General features: G+C 49.2%; 11 protein-coding genes and 1 tRNA gene. 4 read left to right on the plus strand and 8 right to left on the minus strand.

What is annotated here, in order from left to right; translation table 11 throughout:
* The gene (locus tag C7T94_RS17220) at window positions 1–927 is read left to right on the plus strand and encodes a hydroxypyruvate isomerase family protein (protein ID WP_107216972.1); all 927 of its coding nucleotides are present in this window, start codon (window positions 1–3) and stop codon (window positions 925–927) included.
* 62 nt (window positions 928–989) lie between these two features.
* On the opposite strand, the gene C7T94_RS17225 is transcribed toward C7T94_RS17220, so the two are convergent.
* The 4 genes from C7T94_RS17225 to C7T94_RS17240 all read right to left on the minus strand — a co-directional run bounded on the left by C7T94_RS17225 (window position 990) and on the right by C7T94_RS17240 (window position 2,944).
* Window positions 990–1,679: a hypothetical protein gene (locus C7T94_RS17225; protein ID WP_107216974.1), complete on the minus strand. Its 690-nt coding sequence runs from the start codon at window positions 1,677–1,679 to the stop codon at window positions 990–992.
* Between the two features lie 124 nt (window positions 1,680–1,803).
* A complete protein-coding gene (locus C7T94_RS17230; RefSeq protein ID WP_107216975.1) occupies window positions 1,804–1,974 on the minus strand; it encodes a spore protein in 171 nt (56 codons plus the stop codon).
* A 33-nt stretch (window positions 1,975–2,007) separates the two neighbouring features.
* A tRNA-Cys gene (locus C7T94_RS17235) sits at window positions 2,008–2,081 on the minus strand.
* Between the two features lie 122 nt (window positions 2,082–2,203).
* Window positions 2,204–2,944, minus strand: coding sequence for a TrmH family RNA methyltransferase (locus C7T94_RS17240; protein WP_107216977.1), 741 nt, complete (start codon window positions 2,942–2,944; stop codon window positions 2,204–2,206).
* On the opposite strand from C7T94_RS17240, the gene tamL reads away from it, so the two are divergent.
* Window positions 2,935–5,337: a translocation and assembly module lipoprotein TamL gene (tamL, locus tag C7T94_RS17245; protein WP_107216979.1), complete on the plus strand. Its 2,403-nt coding sequence runs from the start codon at window positions 2,935–2,937 to the stop codon at window positions 5,335–5,337. The two genes, C7T94_RS17240 and tamL, sit on opposite strands and share 10 nt — an antisense overlap.
* A 42-nt stretch (window positions 5,338–5,379) precedes the next feature.
* On the opposite strand, the gene C7T94_RS17250 is transcribed toward tamL, so the two are convergent.
* Genes C7T94_RS17250 through C7T94_RS17260 form a run of 3 tightly spaced genes read right to left on the minus strand, consistent with a single transcriptional unit; the run spans window position 5,380 to window position 8,763 of the window.
* Window positions 5,380–5,910 carry a hypothetical protein gene (locus C7T94_RS17250; RefSeq protein ID WP_107216981.1) on the minus strand — a complete coding sequence of 177 codons (531 nt, stop codon included), beginning with the start codon at window positions 5,908–5,910 and terminating at the stop codon, window positions 5,380–5,382.
* Window positions 5,907–8,219: a patatin-like phospholipase family protein gene (locus C7T94_RS17255; RefSeq protein ID WP_239495057.1), complete on the minus strand. Its 2,313-nt coding sequence runs from the start codon at window positions 8,217–8,219 to the stop codon at window positions 5,907–5,909. Before C7T94_RS17255 ends, C7T94_RS17250 begins: the two co-directional genes overlap by 4 nt.
* 28 nt (window positions 8,220–8,247) lie before the next feature.
* Window positions 8,248–8,763, minus strand: coding sequence for a TspO/MBR family protein (locus C7T94_RS17260; protein ID WP_107216983.1), 516 nt, complete (start codon window positions 8,761–8,763; stop codon window positions 8,248–8,250).
* 134 nt (window positions 8,764–8,897) lie between these two features.
* On the opposite strand from C7T94_RS17260, the gene C7T94_RS17265 reads away from it, so the two are divergent.
* Together C7T94_RS17265 and C7T94_RS17270 are read left to right on the plus strand one after the other, a co-directional pair.
* A complete protein-coding gene (locus C7T94_RS17265) occupies window positions 8,898–11,171 on the plus strand; it encodes a GH92 family glycosyl hydrolase (protein ID WP_107217148.1) in 2,274 nt (757 codons plus the stop codon).
* Window positions 11,172–11,281: 110 nt separating this feature from the next.
* Window positions 11,282–12,001 carry an alpha/beta hydrolase gene (locus C7T94_RS17270; protein WP_239495058.1) on the plus strand — a complete coding sequence of 240 codons (720 nt, stop codon included), beginning with the start codon at window positions 11,282–11,284 and terminating at the stop codon, window positions 11,999–12,001.
* Window positions 12,002–12,105: 104 nt separating this feature from the next.
* Here the strand turns inward: C7T94_RS17270 and C7T94_RS17275 are convergent, their stop codons facing one another.
* Window positions 12,106–12,435, minus strand: coding sequence for a DUF3276 family protein (locus tag C7T94_RS17275; RefSeq protein ID WP_107217150.1), 330 nt, complete (start codon window positions 12,433–12,435; stop codon window positions 12,106–12,108).
* Window positions 12,436–12,463: the final 28 nt, after the last annotated feature.

Consider the following 12,463-nt stretch of genomic DNA (forward strand, 5'->3'; position numbering starts at 1 on the left):
ATGAACAGAGCAGAATTTCTCAAGGCCGGTGCGCTCACTGCGGGCCTCGCCTCGACAGGCACACTTTTGAGCGAGGTCCAGGCAGCGCATAACGACCTGGCCGCGGCAAAAACCTTTAACCTGAACTACGGACCTCACGAAGGCCAGTTCGAAAACCACGCCGGTAAAAGTTTTACCGACCAGATTCAGTACATGTATGACCAGGGTTTTCGATCGATCGAAGACAACGGCTTCCTTGGCAGGTCGGTTGATCAGCAAAAGAAAATCGGCGATTTGCTGGCAAAACTCGGCATGACGATGGGTGTTTTCGTGGTAGACGGTGGCGACAACTGGAAGACCTCACTTACGACCGGTAAAAAGGAGTTTGTAGATAAGTTTGTTGATACCTGTAAACGGTCGGTCGAGGCGGCTAAACGCTGCAACGCGAAATGGCTTACGGTTGTTCCCGGCTTTTACGAACGTAAATTGCCCTACGGTAACCAGTTTGCCAATGTGGTTGAAGCCATGCGGCGCGGTGCCGAGATTTTTGAGCCGCACGGCCTGGTCATGGTACTGGAAACGCTCAGCGATACGCCCGAGCTGTTCTTGCAGCAAACGCATGAGACGTACGCTGTATGCAAGGCTGTTCAAAGCCCGTCGTGTAAGATCCTGTATGACATTTACCACATGCAGCGCACCGAAGGGGACCTGATCAAAACCATTGAGCGCTGCTGGGATGAGATCGCGTATTTTCAGGTTGGTGACAATCCCGGGCGCAAGGAACCGGGAACCGGTGAGATCAATTATAAAAATGTCTTCAAGTACATTCACGGCCGCGGTTACCGGGGCGTTATGGGAATGGAGCACGGCAAATCTGTCGGCGGCAAGGAAGGCGAGCTGAAATTGATTCAATCTTACCGCGAGGCCGACCAATTTCTAAAGGCATAGGCCATCTGAGCGGCAAGGTCGCAGACTGAACGATAAGCAAGCCCGGCCGCCAGCCGGGCTTTTTACATGTCCGCTTTTTTTATAAAATAGGTTTGTCCGATACCGATCGTTGTTGAGTTTTCTTCGCGGGCATCACTGCCCCTTCGGGCAGGCATAAAATAAAAAGAAAAGGTCTCGGTCTGGTTATTTGTGAGCCTGAAGGTGATGCTGTAGCCATCAATGGTGTAGCGGCCTGCAAACGTCTGAATTTTACCTTTCGAAGCGCCGATCCCTCCAGCTTCAGCTAAAAGTGAGCCGTTTGCATTAAATTCCAGTAGGTGCACTGATTGCCATATGGAGTGTCGTTTAGACAACTGACCTGTAAGCAAGACGTATTTACCGGTCAGCCTGTCGTTCCGACTTCCGGGCAGTACCTTATAGTATTTTCCACGCTTCCAGGTTTCGGTCTTATACGTGGCCTCCGGCCAATTGATGAGCATACCGTTTTCCTGTTCGTCCCAAGACCCCCAGTTGCCCGGCTCGGCACGTTTTGAGGCCGCCGGTACCAGTCCGGCGGGAGAGCGGCCTGTCAGGTACGATTTATAGATGCTTCCGTCCTGGTAAAGGGTATAGTGGTTCATGGTCATGAAGGTTTGGCCATCCGGCCTGTATCCTGGACTTTCGTACACCATCATGCGGTAAGCGGGTCTGTGCTGCGCAGAAGCCACCGCAAATAAAAGGAGGGAAGACAGCGTAAGCAAGAAGGTTTTCATGCGCTTTCTTTAACAGGGAACGTAAAACGGGAACACAACCGAATTTCGTAAATTATCTGAAAGGCACAAAAAAAAACACCCTGTGATCAGCAGGGTGTTTAATATTTCGAAGAACGGTCTCTGCCTACTTTGAAAGCGCGGCAAGAACAGCGTTGTTTTTAGCCAGCTGGTCTTTTTCAGACTGTTGTGAACGGCTTCCTTTTTCAATGTTGGTAGCCAATTTCAAAAACTTAACTTCTAAACGTGAGACAGTTTTGTTTCTTCTGTCTTTTCTCTTTAATCTGGTAACTGCCATGGTGCAACCTTTTAATTTTTTATTTGTACAAATTGGAGGTCGAGAGCGGATTCGAACCGCTGTACAAGGTTTTGCAGACCTCTGCCTAGCCACTCGGCCACTCGACCATGAAATTCAAGGCTGCAAAAATAGCAATTTACCTTTAAGAAACAAACATATTTGGTTTTATTTAAAAACGATGCTCCTGCCTTCGCGGTGGTGCACGCGGGCTCGACTACCAGGGCACACTTCAGGACCGGCACAATTCAGAACAGAAAATGGCCGCGCTGATGGCCACATTTAACGATTCTGCGCCACCCCTGCGTGGAATGGTAACCGGGGTGGTTATATGTGCCTGTACCGCGGGCGATATGCCCTGTCCTTCATTTCCCAGAACGACCAGGCCTTCGTTTCCCCATTTGGTCCGGTAAATGTCCTCGCCATTAAGCAAGGCACCAAACACAGGAACACCGGCAGCGGCGATCAATTCAGGTAGATCTGCGTAGTGGATTCTCACCCTGGCCAGCGAGCCCATAGTGGCCTGGACAGTTTTCGGATTAAACGCCTCGACGGTGTTTGGCGAGCATATGAGCGTGCTGAAACCAAACCAGTCGGCCGTGCGGATAATTGTACCAAGGTTACCCGGATCCTGAACTCCATCGAGCGCCAGCGTAAAGCGTTGTCTGAGCGAGCCGGGATCGAAAGCCTGCTCTTCGGGTATGTGCACCAAAGCCAGTATACCCTGAGGTGTCTGAAGTGTACTGATGCGCTGCAGGTCAGTTTGCTTTACCTCAAATAACTTTATATTTGTGTCGGTGCCTTTTAATTCCGCAGGCAGGTTTCCGGTATGATAAATGCTGTGAAGGCGATAAGCTGAGCCCAAAAATTCTGTGGTCGCTTTTATACCTTCTATGATAAACAAACCGTTTTCTTTACGGAACTTTTTTTGGTGCAGGGATTTTATAAAACTTATTTGAGACTTTGAAAGCATACAGGCTGATCTTCAGGGAATATTCAATCACTGCAATATTACCACTATTTATTGTTTTAATTGCCGGCTGTTCTTCTACAAAATACATTGAAGATTACCAGTCTATCGTAAAGAAGGTTACAATAGACAGCGTTGACAAACCTTTCGAGGAAGAAGCCTACAACTATGTTCAGAAAGATATCCGGCCAAATTCGAAATTTGGCATCAACATCTTTTTCTATAATCTTTTCAATACCAAAGACGGCAAGTACAAAACGACCAATATTAAGCCCATCGGCAGCCCGCCGCCCATACTGGACAGTGCCCTTGTAGAGATTTCGCGCAGCCAGATCGAGAAATTTCTAAAAAGCAAAGGTTATTTTGATGCCCGTGTCGGTTCAAATATTGAGGTTGAAGAACAGCGCGCCTCGATCCTGTTCAAGGCAACACCGGGCGCTCTGTACCATGTTGACAAGCTTTCGCTTCAAATACCTGACAAGGCGCTTCAGGACATTTACAACACTTTTAAAAAGGGTGATACCAGGCTGCGCGACGGCATGCGTTACGATGAAGATTCGCTTGTTTACGAAAGGGAGCGCATTTACCAGATTGCAAAGGAACATGGCTATTATGACTTTCTGAGGCCTTACATTCGTTACGACGTGATCGATACTGCACACCACACCCGGAAGGTGGGACTGCGTTTGTACGTAGACAATCCGCAGGGCAAAACGGCGCATAAGCAATACCGCATCGGGGAAACGAATATCCTGATCGCACCCAATCCTGACGGTTTTCCGGACTCGGTACGTTTCAAGTTAAATCCCCAGAAGGAAAACAGCATCCGGTATACAGATTTCTCGAAACGCTTTCGCCGCAACCCGATTGTCAGGTATGATTTCCTGAAAAAGGGCGATGTGTATGACATCCGCAATGAAAACCTGACCTACGACAGGATGTATGAGCTCAACGTTTTCAAGAACGTTAAGATCGATTTTTATAAAGATTCCGCTTCGCGTGATACAGGACGGCTCATCCACCCGGTTATCCAGCTCATTCCGCAGAAACGCATGAGCAACCGGATAGAAGGGGAAATCCCTTTCAACGCCGGGACAGTTGGCTTTACGCTGAGCAATACCTATACGAACAATAACTTGTTCCGCGGGGCCGAACGTTTTGAATTTCAGGTTAAGGGCGGGCTGCAATCGCGGATTGGGCAGGAAAGCCGGCTTTTTCGCGACATTTACCAGCGGGACCTTTCGGTGAGCGCCAACCTGACGGTGCCCCGGCTCATTATTCCTTTCTATGATCCGCCGCTGGGTGGCAACGGCATGCCCCATACCACCTTTTCTTCCAGTTTTGTCTATGCCCTGCAAAAAGACGTGGCCACCAGGCGCATTTACATCAATTCCATTACTTACGACTGGGTAGAAACCAAATCAAAACTGCACTCTTTTACGCCCCTAAATTTTGAATACCGTTTCGGCGACCTGTTGCTTACCGTAGAGGAAATTGCAAACATTCTCGGGAACCTGGCCTCATTGCCGCTGCTCGAAAGAAGTGACCTGACACTGGGTATGAAATACACCTATTCGTTGAACGGGGACAAACTGAACCAAAAACGGGACTTTATCTATTTCAGGGGCAATATAGATATTGCCGGAAACCTGCTTTACGGGCTTTCGCGGCTGGGCGGTGTTCACCCAAACCCCAATGCCCGTTTTTACGGAACCATCCTTGGCCTGCCTTACAACCAGTATGTGCGGCCTGAGGTCGATGTACGCTGGTACAAAAGTCTTGGCGGAAACAGGCAGTTCGTAGCACGCCTGAATGCAGGTATCGGTTATGGTTACGGCAATTCGAATATTGTGCCGTTCGAAAAAATGTTTTTTGCAGGGGGGTCAAACGGGATACGTGCCTGGCAGGCCAGAACGGTTGGCCCGGGAAACTACAATCGTGAAGTGGTTCAGGACGCCAAACAAAGACAGCTGCTTTTTGGAATCGACCAGATCGGCGAGATGCGTGCCGAAGCAAATTTTGAATACCGGTTCAGGTTACTTGATAAGTTTATCGGTGCCAAACTGAACGGTGCAGTTTTCGTCGATGCCGGTAACGTCTGGAACGTAAGACAGGGACCCGGAAAGTCGGCCCCGACATTTTTTAAGCTCGACAAACTGGCACAACAACTGGCCGTTGGTACCGGCGTTGGTTTCAGGTACGACGTGGAGTATTTTGTGTTCAGGTTCGACATCGGCCTGAAATTGAAAGATCCGCAGTTTGCCGGTTCAGATCAGTGGGTCATTGCGAAATACTTTGGAGACACCCGCGCATTCAAAGATGATTATTATGCCAGGCATGAACCCGACCGGTACCGTTTCTTTCAGTACAACTTTGGCATCGGCATGCCATTTTAACGCCGGCCTGCTTACGCTGTTTCACGAGCTTCCTGCCCGGGCCTAAAAAAGGTTTTTCAGGCTGTCAAAAATTGTCTCGAAAAATGTGCTGATATTCAGTCCATTGCTGTGGCTGAAATAAAAGAAGACCAGCATGACAATGATGGCCACGATAATCAGCCGCTTGAAGGCAAAGGCCAGGAAAACCAGGATCAAGGGGATCAATACGAGCCACAGGATACTGATGGTAAAAGGATTGAGGTTGTTGTCTTTTTTGTAGACGTACACCAGTTTGCTGTGGGTGCCCGTTTCATTCTGGTGTTTGATATACACAAAGGTAGAGCGTTCAATGGGCAAAGGAAGCAGCGCCACACCGTCCTGAAAGCGCAGCACCTGCGTAAAACCGCTCACACTAAAAGTATAGGCGCCGTTTATCTTTTCAAGCGGATTGCCAGCCGTATCAGCGGCGATGACCGCCAGTTTTGAGTTTTTGAGAAGGCTTTCCTTGATCAGGAAATTATTAATGGAAACGCCCTGAGCAAAGCCGCCAAGGCAGCACAGGCAAATAACAACCAATAAAAATGACTTCTTCATTCAATAGACCGTTTGTTATAGATTAGAAAGCCTAAATGTAGCAAAACTCCATTTCTTTTTATGGCTTCGTTGTACTTATTGTAACTAAGGCTAACCGGCCCCAGCGGGGTATGGTAAACCAGTCCGGCGGTTGCAGCATAATTAAGTTTGCTCAGTGTCTGTGCATATTGCACCCCCTGCTGGCCTACCCGTTCAAATTCGCGGAAAGGCAGGAACAAACTACCCTCAATGCGTACATCCAGGTTTCGGCGCAGGTTATAGACGTTTTTTAATCCGCCGGCAACGTAATTGTAGGCGCGCAGTTTTTCCACAAACAGCGACCTGGTGTCCTGCAACGGGTAAAATGCAGGGGCATTGAGCAGTGTGCTGTAATAGGTGTGAAAGAGCGGTTGGTTAGAAATGACACCTTCAACCTGGTAACCGAGGGTGTATTTTCCGCTGGTAAAAACGTAATGTTCATCGCTCAGTTTGGCCGATCCCCACTGCCGGTCTTCATGGTGCACAAGGTTTGCCCGGTAACCCGCATCTGACCTGAAAATGTTTCCCTGGCTGTAGTATTCGCGGCCCGAGTAAAAGTTCAGGTGCAGCTGCAGGTTGCGGCCGCGGCTTGCATACTGTTTGCGGTTCAGGCTGTTCTTTTCAAACGACAGGGTGCCGCGGAAACCATTAAACTGGCTTTGATCAAGGATGTCGCCTACAACGAAACTGTTGTTTGGGCTGTACCTGTCGGTATTGTTGATGAATGCGGTGTGCAGAACCACCCGGGCATTGTTGTTCAGCGGAAAGCCCAGTTTAAGGCCGATCTTGCGGTCATATTGCTCAATATAGATGGGGCGAGGGTTTTCTATAAAGATCTGGCTGGTGTTGTAAAAGTTCCAGTGGTTGTATGTCAGGTCGGCGCCGATAAAAAGCGGCAGGCGGGTAGGATAGTCAATGCGGCCCGATGCCTGAACCGATTCGTAAAACCGCCCGGAGTAAAAACTAGTTCCGAAGGTGTAGGCTTTGCGGTTCAGGTAATTGTACTGAAGCCCCAGAAAAACGTTGCTGATCGGGCGTGTAGAAATGTTTCCCCCCAGATCTACTTTAAAACTTTTCTGCGGTTGTGCTACAATCTCAAAGACATAACTGTCGGTTTCCGGCTTGTACAGAATACGGGGATAGATTGTTTCGAATACCTCGTCTGCCACCAGTTTATAATAGCCCCTGCGTATGTCGGCCAGGTTAAAGGTAGGCCGGTCGCTTTTAAAAAGCCGCTCTATATATTTTCGCTGCCGCAGCGTAACACCTTTTACCGAGATCTCGCTGAAAACAAGGTCGGGCTTACGGTTATTGAATGCGTTGCGCCGCCTGCTTAATGCTGTCTGATCCTCGCGACGGGCTACCGCCGCCCTGATCTTATCCATTTCTGCCATGGTAGCTTCGTAGCCTTTCTGGATCAGCTCAGCAACGGGGGCAAAGTTACTGACGCTAAAGTCTGAAAGCTCCGGCTGAATGTAGGTGCCGTTTTTGCCAACCAGGGTGGAGTCTGATTTAGAAAGGAACATGAACACGAAGAAACGGTTCATCAACCGCTCATCTGAAGAAGAAGGGTACTCGTTGTATACTTTGGCCGATACGTTCGCGCCGATAATGTAGTCTGGATTAAACTCCTTTTTCAGTACATCTGCAGGAAAATTGTTGTACAGGCCGCCATCGAAAACATATTTGCCATCCAGTTTAATGGGGCGGTAAATAACGGGTACGGTCATCGTAGCGCGTACGGCTTCGGCCAGACTCCCTTTACTTACCGCAATGCTGTTTTGCGAAAGCACATCAGACACCATGCAGCGATAAGGCACAAACAGGTTGTTGAAGTTGTCTTTTGATATGGCAGAGGCCTGCGAGAAAAGTTCGAGCAGGGCAAAGTTGAGTGGAATATCGTTGATGAGGTTAGACCTGAAGCTAAAATGAAAACCGGTGTCAAGACTTACCTTGGCCGTAAGCAGCGAGGCAGATGGATCGTTCTTGCTGAAAAAAAAGCTGTAGTCGCTGCTGTACCGGCCGCTTACCCAGTCCTGAAAGTCAGTGCTGAGGGCAATTTTTTCGATCTGTGCGGGCGAGTAGCCAGCAGCATACATGGCCCCCACAATGCCGCCCATCGATGTACCGGTAATGTAATCGATCGGTATACCGTTCTCTTCAAGCGCCTTGAGTGTGCCGATATGGGCCAGGCCTTTCGCTCCGCCGCCACTTAATACCAGACCCACTTTCTGCGCCAGCAGAACCTGGCCATGCAGCAGCAAAAGAATAAGGGGTAGCAGCGCTTTCACAGCCTAAAAATAACCCTTTTTATTTTAATTAATTTAAAATGTAGATCTGCCAGTTCAACACTGCGGCAAACGAAACCCATAAGAAATAAGGGATGAACAAAAACCCGGCTCGGCGGTCTACCCGGTAAAAAACCAGCCCGTTCATGGCAATAACAACCAGGAAGACCAGGACCTCTGCCAGCGCAAGCGCCACATCGCGAAGGTAGAAGAAGAGGAATGACCACATCAGGTTTAAAATCAGTTGGATGGCATAGACGGCCACAATTCTTGGCCAGTGCAACACTTCGTGGCGTTTTCGCCAGACCAGGTAGGCAGCTGTACCGATCAGGATGAACAGGGCCGTCCAGACCGGGCCAAAGACTTCGGCCGGCGGGTTGAATGACGGTTTAGCCAGTGTTTTATACCAGCCGTTTACCGAGCGTGCTGTAAGCAGGCCACCCAGTGCACCAACTGCCAGGGTGATCGCCAGGCTGATGGCAAGTGCGCCGAAATTAATTCCTTTTGCAGAACCGGAAGGACGCGGGCTTTTCGATGGATGTTGCATGGGTGTTTATTTGCTCAAACAGTGTTCTTGAAATCGTGTTTGCGCAAAATAGGTTTATATGGCCGATTTTTTGCCCCGGCTTAACAATTTGCTAAATTTGATTGCCGGCCGCCGGCGCACACAAACGAAAGACGATGACGAAATACTTGTACCTGACCCTGCTCAGCCTGTTTTGCGCTGGTTTTTCTGTTGCACAGGAAAAAAAGCCAGCTGATTATGTAAACACCTTGCAGGGCACGGACTCTGAGCCGGCCTTGTCGTACGGCAATACCTACCCAACAGTAGGGTTGCCGTTTGGCATACATTTTTTCTCGCCCCAGACAGGCAAAAACGGCGATGGCTGGAAATACCAGTACAAGGCCACAACGATTCGCGGCTTCCAGCAAACACACCAGTGCAGCCCCTGGATGAACGATTACGCAGTCTTTTCCCTGATGCCGGTTGCCGGTAAGCTGGTGGTAGACGAAGACGACCGGGCATTGGCTTTTAAGCACACCAATGAAGTGGCCAAACCCCATTATTACAAAGTGGATTTTGACAATGGCATCAGGGCCGAGTTGTCGCCTGCAGAACGGGGTGCGCACATGAAGTTTACATTTCCTGCCGACCAGGATGCCCAGGTGGTGTTGGATGGCTTTTTGAAAAACTGTGACATCACCATCCTGCCCACTGCTAAAAAAATCGTCGGCTGGGTAGACAATGGCCGGTTCGTGCCTAAGAATTTCAGGAACTACTTTGTCATCTCATTTGATCAGGCTTTTACTGGTTATGGTACATGGGAAAACCGAAAGAATACCATTGTGCCAGCCAGGTCATTCGCCATGGGACCCGGGGCCGGAGCCTTTGTCAGGTTTAGAAAGGGTGCGGTGGTCCAGGTAAAGGTTTCTTCGTCATACATTAGCCTGGAACAGGCCCAGCTTAACCTGGAACGCGAATTGGGAAAGGCCGCAAAATTTGAGGATACCCGCGACTCTGCCGAAACTGTCTGGAATAACCTGCTGGGCAGGATCGAGGTGCAGGGCGGTTCAGAGCAGGAAAAGGCCACTTTTTATTCCTGCTTGTTCAGGGCTAACCTCTACTCAAGAAAATTCTATGACCTGGATAAGAACAGCAAACCGGTGTATTACAGTCCGTACGACGGAAAGGTGCACCAGGGCTATATGTATACTGACAACGGGTTCTGGGATACTTTCCGGGCGCAGTTTCCCCTGAGTAATCTGCTGCATCCGCAGATGCAGGGCCGGCACATGAAAGCACTCCTGGCTGCCCAGGAAGAATCGGGATGGATGCCTACCTGGTCCAATCCGGGAATGTCTGGCGTTATGCTGGGTAACCATGCCATTTCTCTGCTGGCCGATGCCTGGGCAAAAGGCATCCGGGACTTCGATGCCGGCAAGGCGCTTGCCGCTTACTACCATGAAGCAACCAACAAAGGTCCGCTTGGCGGCTCGAACGGACGGGAAGGGTGGAAGGAATACTTTACCCTGGGTTACATCGCGCACCCTGAAGTGCCCGAGGCTACCGCCAAAACACTTGAATACGCTTATGATGATTTTTGTGCATGGAACCTGGCCAGAATGTCGGGCAATAAATTTTATGAATCTGTTTTTGCCCGGCAGATGTACAACTACCGCCAGGTCTTCGACACGGAGACCGGCTTTGTTCGCGGCAGGAAAATGAATGGTGAATGGCAGGAAAATTTTGATCCGGTTGAGTGGGGTGGCCCCTTTGCCGAGGGAAATGCCTGGCAATATACCTGGTCGGTTTTCCATGATATCCAGGGGCTAAAAGAGCTGATGGGCGGAAATGAGAAATTCCTGGCCCGGCTCGACAGCTTTTTTACGCGGGCCTCAGACTTTAAAGTGGGCACTTACGGGAAAGAAATTCATGAAATGAAAGAGATGGTGCTTGCCGGTATGGGACAATATGCCCATGGTAACCAACCGGTGCAGCACGTGGCTTACCTGTACAACTATGCGGGACAGCCCTGGAAAACGCAGGAACGTGTTCGCAAGATCATGGATCAACTTTATAACGCCACCGAGAAAGGTTTTCCCGGCGATGAAGACCAGGGCCAGATGTCTTCCTGGTACGTGCTGAGTGCGCTTGGCCTTTACAGTGTGAGCCCCGGTACGGACCAGTATGTGATCGGAAGCCCCGTCTTTCAGAAAGCGAGCATCAGACTTGAAAATGGTAAAACCTTTACAGTCGACGCACAGAACAACAGCAAAGAAAATGTGTATATCGAATCGGCCGTGCTGAACGGAAAAGAACATACCCGTAACTGGCTCAGCTACGAAGAGATTATGAATGGCGGTACCCTCGAATTAAAAATGAGCGCAAGTCCAAATACTACGCGTGGCACGGCTCCTGCAGATCAACCGTTTTCATTAACTTTAGCCAGATAACCTGACATCTTATGCGCTTAATTTCCAGAATTTTCCTGCTTTTAGCATGCTGTGCCGGTCTGACAGCCCGGGCAGCCAAAGTTGATACCGTAACAACCCCCAGTGCGGCCATGAACAAAGACATCAGGGCGGTTGTCATTTTGCCAGATACATACGATGGGCAGAAGCAGTTTCCTGTGGTTTACCTGTTGCATGGATATGGCGACCGTTACAATGGCTGGGTTAACAAAGTTCCTGCCATCAAAGACGAAGCTGACAGGAACAACCTCATCATAGTTTGTCCAGACGGCAATATTAGTAGCTGGTATTTTGACAGCCCGGTCGATAAAAAATGGCGGTATGAAACCTATGTTTCAGGCGAACTGGTTAAATGGATTGATAAAAATTATAAAACCCTCGCTGACCGGAAGGCGCGGGCAATTACCGGCCTCAGTATGGGCGGGCATGGCGCGCTTTACCTTGCGTTCAGGCACCAGGACATTTTCGGCGCTGCCGGAAGCATGAGCGGCGGGGTAGATATCAGGCCTTTTCCAAACAACTGGGAACTGGCCAAACGCCTTGGTCCGAAATCAGCGTTTCCCGGCCGCTGGTCTGAAAACTCGGTTACCGAGATGCTTCACCTCTTAAGCCCGGGGAAACTTGCGCTGATCATTGATTGCGGCAAAAGTGATTTTTTCTACGAGGTCAATCTTGCCCTGCACCAGAAAATGGATTACCTGAACATCGAGCACGATTTTATTGTCAGGCCGGGTGTTCACAACTGGGAATACTGGAGCAATGCGGTCAGCTACCAACTGCTGTTTTTTAAACGATTTTTTGTAAGAAAATAGGCCCGGGAACAGCGAACTTTTACCTGACTGCTAGCTGAAACGGGATGGCCGGAAACAAAAAAACCTCTGCCGAAGCAGAGGTTTTTTGATCAATTAAATATCAATTAAAAAGAAAAATCATCTTCTACCGGTCTTGGTACCGCGTGTTCTGCATGCTCTGAAAATTCATACCGTTTTTCGACCACTTCCTGGTTTGATTTGATGTAGTCAACCGTATCATTCAGCCCTTCTGCAAATTTTTCAAAATCTTCTTTGTACAGGAAGATTTTGTGCTTGACAAACACACCATCTTCAGGTCTTTTCTTGCTTTCAGTAATGGTCAGGTAATAATCGCCAGCGCGGGTCGCCTTTACGTCGAAGAAATAAGTCCGTTTACCCGCTCTTACTTTTTTAGAAAAAACCTCTTCTCGCTCTTTGTTGTCGTATTCTCCCATGGTTGGTAATGTTCTTGGTTTTTGGTTG

The sequence above is a fragment of the Pedobacter yulinensis genome (genome assembly GCF_003029735.1).
GTDB classification, from domain to species: domain Bacteria; phylum Bacteroidota; class Bacteroidia; order Sphingobacteriales; family Sphingobacteriaceae; genus Pedobacter; species Pedobacter yulinensis.

Coding starts and splice junctions, on each gene's coding strand:
- C7T94_RS17265 (WP_107217148.1), top strand. CDS start 8,898: ATGACGAAATACTTGTACCTGACCCTGCTCAGCCTGTTTTGCGCTGGT.
- C7T94_RS17225 (WP_107216974.1), bottom strand. CDS start 1,679: ATGAAAACCTTCTTGCTTACGCTGTCTTCCCTCCTTTTATTTGCGGTG.
- C7T94_RS17250 (WP_107216981.1), bottom strand. CDS start 5,910: ATGAAGAAGTCATTTTTATTGGTTGTTATTTGCCTGTGCTGCCTTGGC.
- C7T94_RS17270 (WP_239495058.1), top strand. CDS start 11,282: ATGAACAAAGACATCAGGGCGGTTGTCATTTTGCCAGATACATACGAT.
- C7T94_RS17220 (WP_107216972.1), top strand. CDS start 1: ATGAACAGAGCAGAATTTCTCAAGGCCGGTGCGCTCACTGCGGGCCTC.
- C7T94_RS17260 (WP_107216983.1), bottom strand. CDS start 8,763: ATGCAACATCCATCGAAAAGCCCGCGTCCTTCCGGTTCTGCAAAAGGA.
- C7T94_RS17275 (WP_107217150.1), bottom strand. CDS start 12,435: ATGGGAGAATACGACAACAAAGAGCGAGAAGAGGTTTTTTCTAAAAAA.
- C7T94_RS17230 (WP_107216975.1), bottom strand. CDS start 1,974: ATGGCAGTTACCAGATTAAAGAGAAAAGACAGAAGAAACAAAACTGTC.
- C7T94_RS17240 (WP_107216977.1), bottom strand. CDS start 2,944: ATGCTTTCAAAGTCTCAAATAAGTTTTATAAAATCCCTGCACCAAAAA.